This window comes from Marinimicrobium sp. C2-29 (assembly GCF_038419845.1).
Classification (GTDB): Bacteria; Pseudomonadota; Gammaproteobacteria; order Pseudomonadales; family Cellvibrionaceae; genus Marinimicrobium.
This window is the reverse complement of record NZ_JBCAQT010000009.1, coordinates 1-14,498: the sequence shown is the minus strand read 5'-3', so window position 1 is coordinate 14,498 and position 14,498 is coordinate 1. Positions and strand designations below refer to the sequence as shown.

Sequence of the window (14,498 nt, the reverse complement as noted above, 5' to 3'; positions counted from 1 at the left end):
CACCTTAATTTGGCATTGCGGCACAATGCACCTATCGACACTTGGATATTGTTGACAATATACCATATAGTGGTGACTATAGCAAAGCTATCGCACCCAGCGTGCCCGGTCTCGCCCGATTCAGCCGGGCACGCAATAACGACATAAAAACCCAAGCAGGCAGAACAGGGCGGTTACTCCAGCCCGATGCCTGACACGATAAAGAGGTAATAAGCATGCTCAATCGCACGCATCTTTCGTCCCGCAACCGATCCGCACTCGCACTCACCGTGCTACTGACCGCCGGCCTTCAGGGCTGTGGAGGGCGCTCGGGCGACTCGGATAGCGCCTCAAGCACTTCCAGCTCTCAGCAGAGCGTCAGCTCAAGCAGCCAGACAAGTGCCTCGTCCAGCAGCAGTATGAGTGCCTCCTCCAGCAGCTCCAGCGCCGCCGCCTCGGAAGGCGCCACACAGGTTTACATTGATTCCGGCGTCACCCGAACCGTGGGCGATGCAGATTCCTTTCACCGGGAAGCTTTTATTACCCTACATGCCTCCCATACCGAACAGGACTGGTGGCTGGGAGAGAATGCCGAGTCAGTCGGTGGCGACAACCTGATGGCCGAATTTGTGACGAAGTATGACGTGTATTTCGGTCGGGATACCGGGGGTATGGCATGGCAACTGTCACAGGTACCCGAGGACCCGGAGAAGCCCGGCTACGCTGATGATGAAGCGATTGAGAGCCGAGGCAACGACGCCACCGGTTGGTATAGCGCCCGCCAAGACGTACGCGGTCCCATTCAGCGGGCCCAGGAACATCGCAACCAGCAAATGATTGTTGCGGCACAGCAACATCCCTACTGGCCGAACGGCACTCCCACCGGACAGGGGTGGGCCTTTTCCCAAATCGATACCCCCGAGGAGCCACTGGGAACAGCGACCGGGCAGTACATGAGTCAGTTCCTTAAGCATTTCTTCCGACAAAGCGAAGGCGAGCCAGGCCAACCGAAACCTTTATACGCCGAAGTGATGAATGAGCCGCTGTGGGAGCTGGTAACAGTGGCCGAGGACCCGGTCGACCTAACCACCATTTTTGAATTTCATAACACGGTTGCGAAAGAGGTTCGGGCCCTTAACCCGGATGTGCTGCTGGGCGGGTACACCGCCGCCTTCCCCGACTTCGAAAAAGACAACTTCAACCGCTGGGAGGAGCGCGACAAGCATTTCCTGGACGTCGCTGGAAGCAATATGGACTTCATATCCCTGCACCTGTACGACTTCCCGGACTTTACCGACAATGGTGTGCCGGTCAAGCGATACCGCAAAGGCGCCAACATGGAAGCGACGCTGGACATGCTGAACCATTACACCGACCTGTCGTTCGGCGAGGAAATTCCGCTGATCATTTCCGAGTACGGCGCCCAAGTACACCGTCTGAGAAATGAACCCTGGTTCCCTTATAGGGACTGGCTGACGATCAATTCCATCAACTCTATGATGATGGCCTTTATGGAGCGTCCCCATCAGGTTGAAAAAGCACTGCCGTTCATTACCGTCAAAGCAGAATGGGGCCGAATAAGCCCGACCGTCCCTTACAATTTCCGCTTAATGCGGCAACAATTTGAAGCCGAAGGCGAAACCGGTGAGGAATGGGTATACACCGAACTGGTGAAGTTGTACGAGCTATGGAAAGACGTTGAAGGCATCCGTTTGGATACCGCCGCCAACGACCCGGATCTGCGAGTCGACGCCTACCGGAGCGATACCGAGACCTTTATCATCGTCAACAACCTTGATTTTGAGGCTCAAGAGTTTGCCCTGAACTTCCGCGATGGAGCGGCCCCGGCCGAGATACAAACCAAACAGCTGTTCCTGGGTGACCAAGAGCTGCCCCTGCATGACAGAACGCCGATGATCGAGAACCAGACCTATAGCGAGCTGCCTCAGACGCTGACTCTGGAGCCGGAAGCTACCATGGTCATCCGCTACAGCAACACCGGCAACGCACCGCAGGGTGAGCTGCAAGAGACCAACTATTACGCCAACACCTACAAGCAACCGATTGAAAGCGCACAGCCGATTACCTTCGAAGTGGATGACATCAACACGTCTGCCGAAGGGTTTGCCATTCTGCGCGTGGGCCTCGGACGGGAGCACGGCCTGTCGCTTCAACCGGAAATCACGGTCAATGATGAGCCGGTCACGGTACCGACCGACTGGCGTGGTGGGGACCAGTACCTGGACGGAAAAGGCCGAGAAAGTTTCTTTGGGGTGATCGAGGTTCCGCTCCCCGTAGAGCTTATCGACGTCAACAACACCGTTCGCATTGAGTTTCCCGACAGCGGTGGCTACGTGAGCTCACTCGCGATTCGCTACGGCGCATCTACAACCGCCCTGTTGCGTCCACAAACGGCTTTCTAGGACAACAACCGCCTCTGACCGCCCTACCCGGGCCTAATCCGGCCAGGGCGGTTTTTCCTCTTCCCTTTCCCGCTCAGCCCTTTAACTCCCCCTTGGGCGCCGCTTTCAACCTTGAGTTCTACATCACGTTTTCAGAAACCAACCAGAAGTATTGTTTACATTATACAATCGTCTATATATAGTAGTTGAGGGGTTCAAGAGCGCATTTCCTCTTGTTCCTATCTAGCGTGACTTGGCTCGCGTGCCCCGACTCGCGCGGCCCGCCTGTTGGGCTCCGCGCCCCACGTCACACAACACCCCACAGCGATAACGATATAAACGCGATGGAGGATTTATGAAAAAACTCTTGTGTATCGCCGCCGTCACTGCCTACGGCTCCCTGGTTCACGCCGCCGACTGGGATGGTATACCAGTGCCTGCCGATCCCGGCGCAGGCAACGCCTGGCAGTTGGTTGACTCGGTTTCCGACGATTTCAACTACTCCGCCCCCGCCAACGGCAAAAGCCCGACCTTCTACAACCAGTGGTCCGAAGGGTTCATCAACAGCTGGCAAGGCCCCGGCCTGACGGATTACCACAATCCCAACTCGGAGGTGATTGGCGGAAACCTGGTCATCAAAGCCACCCGCAAGCCCAACACCAACCAGGTCTACACGGGCGCCATTCACTCCAACGACAGTATTCAGTACCCGGTCTATATTGAAACCCGCACCAAAGTCATGGATCAGGTGCTGGCCAACGCCGTCTGGATGTTGAGCTCCGATTCCACCGAGGAGATCGATATCGTGGAGTCCTATAGCAGCAGCCGCCCCGGGCAGAGTTGGTTTTCAGAGCGGATGCACCTGTCGCATCACGTGTTCATTCGCGACCCCTTCCAGGACTATCAGCCCAAAGACTCGGGCTCCTGGTACACCGATGGCCGCATCTGGCGCGATCAGTTCAGTCGGGTCGGCGTTTACTGGCGTGACCCCTGGCACTTGGAGTATTACATTGACGGGCAGCTGGTTCGAACCGTCTCCGGGACCGACATCATTGACCCCTACGACTACACAAACGGCACGGGCCTGAGCAAGCCCATGCAGATCATCGTCGATGCAGAAGACCAGGACTGGCGCTCCGACAACGGCATCATGGCCACAGACGCGGAGCTCTCTGACCCCAACAAGAACCGGATGTACGTCGACTGGATTCGAGTGTACAAACCCGTTACCCAGACCAATGGTGGTAACGGCGGCGGCTCGGGCAGCGATGTGAGCGTATCGACCGATTTCGGCGCTTTCTTTGCCACGGGGAAAGACGGCAGTCCGGTTGCGGGCGACAACGTCGAAGGGTTCAACCCCTCAGGCCAGGGCAATATCAACTACAACACCTTGGGTGACTGGGGCGACTACAGCATCACTCTGCCAGAAGACGGTCGGTATCGGGTAGAGGTCAATGTCGCCTCTCCCTCCAGCGGCACGCTGGCAGCTGATGTCACTATCGACGGCGTCTACGTTGGCCAAATCAATATTTCGGCCACCGGCGGCTGGGAGTCCTACCAGACCTTCAGCCTCGACAGCGACTTTTTTATCGGCGCGGGCACCCACACCGTTCGGATTAAAAGCGCTGGGAATACCAACTGGCAGTGGAATGGTGATGTCATCCGGTTTGTGAAAGTCACCGACTAACCATCGCAATCATTGCTTTCAGAAAGCGAAAGAGAAATTATTAGTCCTCACGGAAGAGGGCTCTCTAACCACACGAGGCTGAAAAATGACAACTATGAACGCACCCTTTCGATGGCAAGCTCGCCTTTTTATCGCCGTTTTCGGCCTACTCCTCCACACTTGTCCCACCCTGGCCGCTGAGCTCAGTGGCGAGCTTCGCAAGTGGCACAAGGTCACGCTGACCTTTGACGGGCCCAATGCCTCAGAAAGTGACACGCCTAACCCGTTTGTCTACTACCGGCTAAATGTCACGTTTACCCACCAGCCCACGGGAAAGTCTTACCTTGTTCCCGGTTATTTCGCAGCAGATGGAGACGCCGCCAATACCGGTGCAACTGGGGGGAACAAATGGCGAGTCCACTTCGCGCCGGACGAGGTCGGACCGTGGCAATGGGAAGCGTCTTTTAGACAAGGGCCCTTTGTCGCCGTCTCCAGCAAGCCAATCAGTGGCGTCAGCGCCGGCTTCATGGACGACGAAACCGGTACCCTAACCATTCTCGACACCAATAAAACGTGGCCAGATTTTCGCCAGCGTGGTCGCCTGAACTATGTGAACGAGCCTTATCTACGCTTTGAAGAAACGGGCGACTACTTCATTAAAGCAGGACCTGATGCGCCTGAGAACCTCCTCGCTTATGCGGACTTTGACGGTACCTTTCACGATGACGGCAAGAAAGATTCTCTCGTCAAAACCTGGGGGCCTCATATCAAAGACTGGAGCAAAGGCGACCCCACCTGGAAAAACGATAAAGGAAAAGGGCTGATCGGCGCGTTGAACTACCTCGCCTCAAAAGGCATGAATTCCGTTTCTTTTTTAACACTGAACATTATGGGGGACGACCAAAACGTCTTTCCCTATGTCGACTACACCACATACGATCGGTTCGATGTCTCCAAGCTAGATCAGTGGGAGGTAGTGTTTGAGCATGCGCAACAGCGCGGCCTTTTTCTGCATTTCAAAACGCAAGAAGTGGAAAACCAGGGTTTGCTCGATGGCGGCGGTTTGGGCCTGCAACGCCAGCTCTATTATCGAGAACTCATCGCGCGCTTCGGTCACCACCTGGCCTTAAACTGGAATATGGGTGAAGAAAACGGTGAGTGGTACCCAAAGCACCAAACCGTACCGCAATCGACCATCCAGCGTTTGGCTATGGCCCGGTACTTTCATGACAATGACCCGTATCAGCATCACATTGTCATTCACAACGGTAACTTCTTTGAAGACCTCACCGGAGTTGACAGCTACTATACCGGCGTCTCGCTACAGACCCACCGCGCGGATTTTGGTGCGGTTCATCCCCAAGTCAAAAAAATCAGAAGTTGGCCCGTCGCCAACGGGCGACCACTGGCCGTCGCCGTCGACGAGCCGGGCGACGCACAACATTCCCTTGTGCCCGATTCGGAAGACCCCGAACACAACCTTGCCCGCATGAACGGGCTCTGGGGGGCCTTGACCGCCGGCGCTTGGGGAACGGAATGGTATTTTGGCTACCAACATGAGCACTCGGACCTGACCGCTCAGGATTGGCGCACCCGAGACCTCTTCTGGGATCAAGCTCGCCACGCTGTAAAATTTTTCGCGTTGGCCGATGTGGCTCTGTCGCGAGCGGTCAGCCGAGACGAAGTGGTCAGTAACGCCTCGGCGTTAGCGGAAGTCGGCGAGTTTTATATCATTTATGCGAAAGACGCCTCAAAAGCTCTGACGCTTCGTTTACTGCCAGGCAAAGCCGACTACAGCGTACAGTGGTTCGACCCACGCAACGGCGGCGAGCTGCAAACCGGCTCTATCACAGAGCTCAGGGTCGATAAGGAAGTGACCACCTATTGGGGCGATATGGCAACGGTCGACTTGGGAAAACCACCTAGAGACACAGAGAACGATTGGGTAATCCTGGTGAAGCGACAATAGTCGCTTCACCTCCGCGAGCGGCGATAACAGCGGAGACGTTTCATATTGTTGACATTTGACAGTTTTTAAGAAAATATGGGCCTCTGACGTGATTGAAGGCCAGAAGCGCCCTCGACTCCCAACACTCTAACGATAACGACTCAAGAGGTCACAGAATGCTCTATGCCCCGCAACGCTCCCTGCGGCAGCCGCTCTCACTACTCCTCGTCGCCCTTCTGAGCGCAAGCCTCCATGGCTGTGGGGGAAGCAGCTCCGACGATTCGCATGACACTCCGGAGAACGGCACCTCCTCAAGCGCCCAATCCCAGCAGAGCAGCCTCTCATCAAGCCAGGCGATCAGCAGCGCTTCCTCCTCCAGCAGCGAAAGCGCCGTGTCTTCCAGTAGCGAAGGAGCGGTCTCCTCTTCCAGCTCGTCCACCAGCGATCAGTCCTCCAGCAGAAGCGAGCGCGCTTCCACAACCGCCGACTGGGACGGCCTGGCGGTACCAGCAGACCCCGGCGCCGGCAACACCTGGAAGCTGGTCGACGCCGTATCCGACGACTTTAACTACTCCGCCCCCGGCGACGACAAAGGCCAGGCGTTTTACGAGCGTTGGTCCGAAGGGTTTATCAATAGCTGGCAGGGGCCGGGGCTCACGGATTACCACGACCCGAACTCCTCTGTGACCGAGGGGAACCTTGTTATCGAAGCCACCCGCAAACCCGAGACCGACGAGGTATACACCGGCGCCATTCATTCCAAAACCAGCGTTCAATACCCGGTCTACGTCGAAGCCCGTGTTAAAATCATGGACCAAGTCCTCGCCAACGCCGTCTGGATGCTGAGCGCCGACTCCACCGAAGAAATTGACATTGTGGAAGCCTACGGTAGCAGCCGCCCGGATCAGACCTGGTTCGCAGAGCGCATGCACCTGTCGCACCACGTCTTTATTCGCGACCCGTTTCAGGACTATCAGCCCAAAGATGAGGGCTCCTGGTACACGGATGGTCGCCTGTGGCGCGAACAATTTAGCCGAGTCGGCGTTTACTGGCGCGACCCATGGCACCTGGAGTACTACATCGACGGCGAGCTGGTTCGCACCGTCTCCGGCGAGGAAATCATCGACCCGGAGGGCTACACAAACGGCACCGGTCTTAGCAAGCAGATGCAGATCATCGTTGACGCCGAGGATCAGGACTGGCGCTCCGACAACGGCATCATGGCCACCGATGAAGAGCTGTCGGACCCCGATAAAAACCGGTTCTATGTAGACTGGATTCGGGTTTACAAGCCAGCGTCCATGACCCCCGACACCAGCGACGACGACACCGCCTCGAACATGGGCGCAACGGTCACCACCGACTTCGACGCCTTCTTCGCCACGGGCAAAGACGGTGAACCCGTCGCCGACGACAGCATCGAGGGATTCAACCCCTCCGCCGATGGCAATATCAACTACAACACCTTGGGTGATTGGGGCGACTACAGCATTACCGTGCCGGAAGACGGCGACTACCGGGTAGAGGTCAATGTGGCCTCCCCCACCCAATCCGGCCTGGCAGCCAATGTCATGATCGACGAAACCGACGCCGGGCAAATCGCCATCACCACCACCGGAGGCTGGGAGACGTACGAAACGTTCAGCCTCGACACCCCAGTCACGCTCACCGCCGGCACCCACACCGTCAAAATTCAGAGCGCCGGCAGTGCAACTTGGCAGTGGAATGGCAATTTGATTCGTTTAGTTCAGTTTGGTGAATGATCAGAGTGAGTTCGTGCAGAGGGCGAAGACATTCTCACGCTCTTCAAAGGTTAGAGTGCAGGAGGCGCGAGACCTTTCTGGTGGAGTGATTCCGCCATGAAGCTATAAAAAACCAAAAACAGATGCCGGATGCTTCATTATAGCGCGCCCGATATCGCTCAGAGACTCACCCGACCGCCATCTACGCCGCACTTCTGATTTTTGCCCCTATGAAAGGCCTGGGCGACCAAGTTGAGCCATGGTGCAACCTCCTATTGATTGTTCTTAACAATAAAGCATGTTGGATCGACCAGTTGGACTCACAACCGCTCTCTTGAAGTCGGATTCCCCGAGAAACTCTCTATAATTGAGCTACTTGACGAGAGTTATGCGGTGCAGCGACTGTATCAGGTATTTGGGGTGCATCGCAGCAACTATCGGGCCTGACGTGAACGGGACAGAACTCCTTGCGAGGCAGAGCAGAAGCTGCTGAATCAGGTTGTGGAGGCACATGCATCCAGCAACGGCTTTGCCGGAGCCCGCACAGCATTGCCAAAATAGTAACGTAGGCCAATACGCCGCTGAGTCGTTACCGAGCTAACAGGCTTATGGCAGAGAAGATCTACTGGAAAACCCAAAAGACGGTGGCTTAAAACACTTGACCACTACACCGTTGCGTAGGTCGAAGATCGTGGTTAGTTACCGTCGAAAATGAGAGGTCCAGGGCTTCTGGAACCCATCTATTCAGCATATCGGCATCCACATCCATTCTTCCGCACATGGCTCATTCTCCGGCATCAAGGGCAGACCCGATAATACCACCGAAACCTGTGTATACAGCCAGATGCGAGGGGTCATAATTAAACGCACGATGGCTAGTATTCTACTTGGTGGTGGCCACGACAAAATCACTCGAAACGTAAGCTCGCCATCATCGAAGCGACAGAGCAGGGAGTCGTTTATTATTCAAATTACTCATAATAGGTATTATTTTTATTCATATAAAAACCTATGTATTTCGCCTCAAAGCATAAAGTAAACCGATAAATTGTTGTGCTGGTTCAACCACTTACAAATTTCATGACATATTATACGCGAAATTAAGTCTTTATTATCAATAGGTTACGATACATTTCCGCTTGACGTTTCAATCTGCTCACCATATATTTGACTGCAGCGACGTTCCAAATGTTGCCCCATTCACCATAACGGCATAAACACCTCAAAGAGGGCAAAGCATGCATGATCACAAGCGTTCCTGCCCAACTACCCTCCGGCTCATTAAGGCAGGCTAGTGGATTGGCGGTCACGTATGAGCAGTTCTACTCGGCTTTGGACACGCTAGTCGATGATTCCGGCGCCAATATGGACCTAGGCTGCTCAGAAGGTAATATCGACGAAATGGCCAGAAGGTGTAAACAACACACTCCTAACCGGCCAGTCTGCGTTGTTGCTCAATGGAAGTGGGTCGACAGTGAATTAACGCGATTAGGCAAGATTGGCGATTCAGAGAGCCTGACCTACTCATTTCTCTATGCCAACCGAATTATCAGGGATAGTCGAAATCGCGGTTTTAACTCTGTTTTTACTTCACCGTTTAAAACGCTCACTGACGGCTGCTTGTTTCACACTCAGAACTCAATTTACATGCTGGTAGGACCCGGAAAGCGAATTTACATCCAGCCCGACGTCGTTGCGCTTCTTCGTTTGATCTGAGGACAGCACCTTCAGCTATACCCCTTAAGCATTCCAGACATTGAATAGAGAGATATCGTATGACCTCCCCTGATGATAAAGACGAGTGGGCGGCTTTTTTATTCCCGGAGACAAAGTACACCGGGTATGTAAGGAAAGCCAACGGTGAGTAGCTCAGTGCTACCAATAAGCGCCACAACAACGACAGGCGTTGGCTCATAAATGCCATCCCCCGAATTCTAGACAACGACGTCTCGATCTCAGGGCATGGTGTGACTTCATATCGACACTCTTTAAAAATTGGACATCCCTAATGAAAATTGTCGCGGCATCCGACCTCCACCTCGAATTCTCCCAAGCCGACTGGTCCCAGGCACTGGCGTTTCCAATCGATACCGACGTTATTGTCCTGGCCGGGGATATCGGCGTAGGCAACCTGTCTACCGAAATAGTTTTGGATTTATCAGATAGATACCCGAGGTCCCATATTGTATGGGTAGCCGGGAACCACGAATTTTATAACCACAACATTGACTCCCAGATCGAGAAATACCGATCGGCCTGCTCAAAAAATGACCGTGTTCATTTTCTGGAAAACAGTTCAGTCGAAATTGACTCAGTCAAATTTATCGGATGCACACTCTGGACCGATTTTTCAGCACTCGGCGACGGAGATAGGGCGATGTATGTCGCCCGCAGAGGCATCAACGATTTCGTGTTAATTAGAACTAAAGACGATGAGATATTCACACCACAGGACGCCGGCAGCCGCTTCAAAGAGAGCGCTGCCTACCTGGATTCAGAACTATCAAGTAGCGATCCCTCAAAAACAGTTGTGGTAACTCACTTTCCACCGGGACTTGAAACTCACAATAAGAATTTCCCTCTCGACGATATGGCCGCCTATTTTCAGGCAAACGTCGATCACCTTATTCAGCAACACCAGCCGGCAGTCTGGATATACGGCCACAATCATTACAGTAGCGACCTCAGCATCGGAAAAACTAGGCTGATAAGCAATCAACTGGGGTACCCCTCCGAACTAGGATCTATCCCTGCCTACGGCGCTACGAAAGCGATTGAGCTGAAGTAGGATCTCACGCTCAGCCCGCCTCTTAAGAAACTTGAAACATCAGAAGTCTGGACTACACTTAAACCACTTTACTACGATGTAGTTGATAGTGAGATTAGCAAGTGTCATCAACTGCTTCTTGCTTTGAACGTCCACTCAAATACCTGTAAAGGAGAATGGCATGGCTGTCAAACACACACCCACCGGGATTGTGCATCAAGGAAGTAAAGGGGGACCACTGGCTGCGGATACAACACCAAAGAACATGCCAGTCATTGGGTTCAGTCGTCACAGCGTATCACCTGCGACAAGAACGGCTGTAAGAATTAATCATACCAATCCCAGACAGAGCGACATCTATGATGGGCCGACCACGGCTCAATCCAGCCACCATGTGCCTGATCTGAAAATTATGCTCTAGTAACTCCGGGGTTACTACCCTCGGAGTTACTCCCGCTCAACATTGATGTTTAGAGCTGGGTAATTTTTCACCAAAAGATCAATTGCCTCAAACGTCCTCTTCCCCCACTGGTTGGACATAGCGTAGGTTCGGTCCCCGACCTCAAAAAGCTCTCCTGCCTTACAGAAAAATCGCTTTGTAATAGGAAGCTTTCCGCCCGCATCGAATTCCATCAAATTTTCAGAGAAATCGACTTCATCCAATGATCCATCAAAGCTGGCGAATAGGTTGTTTTTCCGCCAGTAAAGAATATTAGCAAGCTCTTCAGGTTTAATTCCGGCCTCAACCAGCTCACTGACGAGAAGAAACATCAAATTGCGCTTATTAAGGCCAGTTCGTACGTTGTCCCCGAAGCTAAGGGTAAACTTGGAGTAATCACGGGTCGATGAAGCCCTTGATTGCTGCTCCTTCTGCTTCTTCTTTCTGACTTGAACTTGGAACTGCTCCGTTTCAGGCAGGGGAATAACCTGCTGAATATCCAGAAATACCCTCTGGCCATCGCTGTATGGTTCCAACTTCACGCAGCGGATATCCAATCCCTTTTCATTCAACCACAGAACGGAGCTGGTAAGCTCCTTTGAAAACTCGGCACTGGCAAGTACAATCCTGACATCTTGTGCAAACGAATCCTCATCTGGCTCCTCCCACTCCAGGAAGTTAAGGATTCTCTGCTGAGCGTCTTCTCCGGAGCCTGCGATATCGAGGTACGCTTGATGAGCCTCTACTACTTGATCAAAGGTCATAGTCGATATCATCGCGCTGTAGCGAATTGCCTGAAGCTCCATGTGGCCGCCGTCTTCGGTACGCTTTAGCTCTACCACCACTAAATTAGCATTCTTGTCGATACATAGAAGATCGATCCTGCGGCGGCTCGCATCCCAGTCACCAAACTCCTCCGAAATCACCAATGCTTCATCGACGATAACTTCTATTTGGTCCTTTAGCAGGCGCTGTATATCCTGCCGCTCCCGGATACCCCGGTCAGCAAAGGTCGTTTTCGTTAGAATTCTAATACCAGAATCACTCATCTCGTAAATTGCCATATTCAATCCACCGCTTAGGAAACTGAAGGCTGCTCTCGAGCCAGCTTACTTTTCAAAAAGTGATGCAAACTCGCTCTTCGCCTGCCACTCAATGGCAAGTTCATTGCCCCGAATCAGAACAACGCCCCGGCTTGCGTGTGGCTAGCTATGCTGGGCGCGATACACCAGCAGGATGTCCAGAAGCTCCATCAAATGCATTTTAAAGCCGGATTTCGAAAAATCGTCATACACGACATCGTCCACCTGCCAACGGGCATGATCGAGGCGGTTATCGTCGGAATCGCTGAGAAACAGTACCCGCCCTTCGGCGGCACTGTTTGTCAGATATTGCTCTGACAGTTGACCCAGGCGGGCTTTATCAAAATTTGCATCATAGCTCACATCGTCTCTCCAGCCACAGCTGTGGCTTCAAAAAAGCACAAGGCCTTCGCAACCTGCTCTAAAATTTCACGTTGTGGACTTTTCATAAAGTCAGCCAAATGAATGATCCCTTGGTACTCAAGTGGTTCGGCGTAAGTCATGGCGCGTGGAAAGATATTCTTTCGAAGTGCACCTGGCTTTGAAAGATTAAGGCCGGCCAGCACCTCCGGAAACTGGTTTTCAGCGTGATCCGTCAGGAGACAACCTACATGCAGCATCTGCGATCCGTAAAAGAGCATTAGAATAGCTTGCTTGGCAAAGCGACCGGTCTCCACTTGGTAGAACGTCCCCCTACTACGAGCTTCATGCCCAGAACTGAAAAAATTGTATTTTCGTTCGTAGAGAAGATCAGCAGAGTTTCCCTGATAGCCTGAACTAAGGAATGGGTTCAACAATTCAGTATTTTCTGATTCAATCTTAGTCACTACGCCTTCGCTCACTAGCGACTCGAACATCTCATCAACATTTACTGTTAACGCTTGATCAAGCCAACTGGCGTGGATGGCTGGCAACTCCCTAGCCAATTGGATCGCTTGCTCATGGTATCGCTTTCCGTCAATGAATCCGTCTTCCAGCGTATCTTTTAAAGTTTTCACCTTGCTCACGTACTCCTTTGTCGCTCTTTCAACTGCGGCCTGATAATCCCGTATCGCCCAAGATAAGTTGGATCTCTGAGCAACAGCGTTAGCGCACAAATCAAGCCAGGCATGAATACTATTTAGCCTGGTACTCCGTCGGTAGCTGATATTCTGGTACTGAGCCATTGGCTCAGCCCTGGCATTACGCAAATACAATGACTGAGGGCAAACTCTCAGGACGCCCAAGCCGCGGGCGGAGGGGCTTTCTCGGTTCTTCGTCAGGTAGATAAACAGCGTATCATCAGCCCGATCCGGGTCTGTCGCCCCAACCGCCTCTAGATAGCGCAAGACTTGCCGAGGTTGATCTTGTGCGTTGAGTTTGTTCTCGATGACGATTTGACGGTTGCCATCGCTTATCAGCAAATCAATCTGATCTCCCTTTCCGTTAGGACTAACTTCCTTCCATACCATGATAGACGAGAGCTCAAGCCACCCCTGTCGTCCGATCACATCCAGAAAAATCTCCAAAAAGCGAGTTCTTTGGTAATGTCTCCCCTCAGGGTTCAGCAGAGAATAGATGAAGCGGGTATGAAGCCGCACTTCGTCATTGACTGACAGTACAGAGCTGAGCAGATTGAAATCGTTCAACCCCTGTTGTTTCTGCGATGTTTGCGCAGCTTCAAGCGATTCCATAGCGGCAAATAGACTTTGCCATGAAGTGTATTGCATTGTCACCGGCTCCATGAACTTGACAGCGCTTCGGCTTTCTGTAACACCAAATCGACGGCCTCGGCCCGTCTAAGCAATGGCTGCCATTGCTCCAGAGCGCGCAAGCCTTGTTTTTCGAAATGCCAAAAGAGCCAAACATAGAAGCTGTAATAGCGTATTCGATCAGTTACGTTGGTACTGGCAATAACTGGCTATACACAAAAATACCCGGCGCTTGGACGCCCAAGTGGTCGAGCTCGCCAACTTGTTGTGGGGCTCGACCTAGGAAATCTCAACTGGGAATTTTTGCCTATTGTTAGTATTTGCCAAAAAACACTCCCTCAGTCATAGCCATTATGGCTCGTTAGAGCTTGTAGTATGGTAATCCTCCCATAAATTGAGGGTACTCATAAGTAGAATTTTCTCGTAATCTATCCCCAGAGGAGATTCTGCATGAAGAAGTCACGTTTTACCGACAGCCAGATCCTGGCAATCTTGAAGCAAGCTGAGACTGGCGTTCCGGTGCCTGAGCTCTGCCGCGAGCACGGCATGAGCAGCGCCACTTTCTACAAGTGGCGCGCCAAGTTTGGCGGTATGGACGCCTCAATGATGGCTCGCCTGAAGGAGCTTGAGGATGAAAACCGGCGCCTGAAGAAGATGTATGCCGAGGAGCGCTTGAAGGCCGAGATCATCCAGGAGGCCATGACAAAAAAGTGGTAAAGCGTAAGCGCCCAACCAACCACCCGGTTAAGACCAGTTGGGATTGGTGCTAACGTTCCAAGGTA

At 52.8% G+C, this 14,498-nt stretch carries 10 protein-coding genes and 1 pseudogene; 8 read left to right on the top strand and 3 right to left on the bottom strand.

Translation table 11 applies throughout. From position 1 onward, the window contains the following. The first annotated feature begins 215 nt into the window (after nucleotides 1-215). From AAE484_RS10050 to AAE484_RS10020, 7 genes are all read left to right on the top strand, one after another. Nucleotides 216-2,402, top strand: coding sequence for an agarase (locus AAE484_RS10050; RefSeq protein WP_341938251.1), 2,187 nt, complete (start codon nucleotides 216-218; stop codon nucleotides 2,400-2,402). Nucleotides 2,403-2,736: 334 nt separating this feature from the next. After that, a complete protein-coding gene (locus AAE484_RS10045) occupies nucleotides 2,737-4,068 on the top strand; it encodes a carbohydrate-binding protein (RefSeq protein WP_341938250.1) in 1,332 nt (443 codons plus the stop codon). Between the two features lie 85 nt (nucleotides 4,069-4,153). After that, nucleotides 4,154-6,016, top strand: a complete 1,863-nt coding sequence (locus tag AAE484_RS10040) for a DUF5060 domain-containing protein (RefSeq protein WP_341938249.1) — start codon at nucleotides 4,154-4,156, stop codon at nucleotides 6,014-6,016. Nucleotides 6,017-6,171: 155 nt separating this feature from the next. After that, nucleotides 6,172-7,758, top strand: a complete 1,587-nt coding sequence (locus AAE484_RS10035; RefSeq protein WP_341938248.1) for a carbohydrate-binding protein — start codon at nucleotides 6,172-6,174, stop codon at nucleotides 7,756-7,758. A gap of 1,221 nt (nucleotides 7,759-8,979) precedes the next feature. After that, nucleotides 8,980-9,453 (top strand): DUF6957 family protein, encoded by a 474-nt coding sequence (locus AAE484_RS10030; RefSeq protein ID WP_341938247.1) that lies wholly within the window; start codon nucleotides 8,980-8,982, stop codon nucleotides 9,451-9,453. 292 nt (nucleotides 9,454-9,745) lie between these two features. Next, nucleotides 9,746-10,525 (top strand): metallophosphoesterase, encoded by a 780-nt coding sequence (locus AAE484_RS10025; protein WP_341938246.1) that lies wholly within the window; start codon nucleotides 9,746-9,748, stop codon nucleotides 10,523-10,525. 160 nt (nucleotides 10,526-10,685) lie between these two features. Next, on the top strand, nucleotides 10,686-10,925 hold the full coding sequence (locus AAE484_RS10020) for a hypothetical protein (protein WP_341938245.1): 240 nt from the start codon (nucleotides 10,686-10,688) through the stop codon (nucleotides 10,923-10,925). 26 nt (nucleotides 10,926-10,951) lie between these two features. Here AAE484_RS10020 and AAE484_RS10015 read toward each other — a convergent pair whose 3' ends face one another. The 3 genes from AAE484_RS10015 to AAE484_RS10005 all read right to left on the bottom strand — a co-directional run bounded on the left by AAE484_RS10015 (nucleotide 10,952) and on the right by AAE484_RS10005 (nucleotide 13,734). Beyond that, the gene (locus AAE484_RS10015) at nucleotides 10,952-12,007 is read right to left on the bottom strand and encodes a hypothetical protein (protein ID WP_341938244.1); all 1,056 of its coding nucleotides are present in this window, start codon (nucleotides 12,005-12,007) and stop codon (nucleotides 10,952-10,954) included. A 141-nt stretch (nucleotides 12,008-12,148) separates the two neighbouring features. Further along, nucleotides 12,149-12,388 (bottom strand): hypothetical protein, encoded by a 240-nt coding sequence (locus tag AAE484_RS10010; protein ID WP_341938243.1) that lies wholly within the window; start codon nucleotides 12,386-12,388, stop codon nucleotides 12,149-12,151. Further along, nucleotides 12,385-13,734, bottom strand: coding sequence for a PDDEXK-like family protein (locus tag AAE484_RS10005; RefSeq protein WP_341938242.1), 1,350 nt, complete (start codon nucleotides 13,732-13,734; stop codon nucleotides 12,385-12,387). The genes AAE484_RS10010 and AAE484_RS10005 overlap by 4 nt, the downstream gene beginning before the upstream one ends. A 432-nt stretch (nucleotides 13,735-14,166) precedes the next feature. Here AAE484_RS10005 and AAE484_RS10000 point away from each other — a divergent pair. After that, nucleotides 14,167-14,427 (top strand): annotated as a pseudogene (locus AAE484_RS10000) (transposase); the annotation flags it as partial. Nucleotides 14,428-14,498 lie beyond the last annotated feature (71 nt).

What these genes read in the sequence shown, in the direction of transcription:
- AAE484_RS10015 (WP_341938244.1), bottom strand. Translation starts at nt 12,007, where the DNA reads ATGGCAATTTACGAGATGAGTGATTCTGGTATTAGAATTCTAACGAAA.
- AAE484_RS10040 (WP_341938249.1), top strand. Translation starts at nt 4,154, where the DNA reads ATGACAACTATGAACGCACCCTTTCGATGGCAAGCTCGCCTTTTTATC.
- AAE484_RS10005 (WP_341938242.1), bottom strand. Translation starts at nt 13,734, where the DNA reads ATGCAATACACTTCATGGCAAAGTCTATTTGCCGCTATGGAATCGCTT.
- AAE484_RS10030 (WP_341938247.1), top strand. Translation starts at nt 8,980, where the DNA reads ATGATCACAAGCGTTCCTGCCCAACTACCCTCCGGCTCATTAAGGCAG.
- AAE484_RS10050 (WP_341938251.1), top strand. Translation starts at nt 216, where the DNA reads ATGCTCAATCGCACGCATCTTTCGTCCCGCAACCGATCCGCACTCGCA.
- AAE484_RS10020 (WP_341938245.1), top strand. Translation starts at nt 10,686, where the DNA reads ATGGCTGTCAAACACACACCCACCGGGATTGTGCATCAAGGAAGTAAA.
- AAE484_RS10035 (WP_341938248.1), top strand. Translation starts at nt 6,172, where the DNA reads ATGCTCTATGCCCCGCAACGCTCCCTGCGGCAGCCGCTCTCACTACTC.
- AAE484_RS10045 (WP_341938250.1), top strand. Translation starts at nt 2,737, where the DNA reads ATGAAAAAACTCTTGTGTATCGCCGCCGTCACTGCCTACGGCTCCCTG.
- AAE484_RS10025 (WP_341938246.1), top strand. Translation starts at nt 9,746, where the DNA reads ATGAAAATTGTCGCGGCATCCGACCTCCACCTCGAATTCTCCCAAGCC.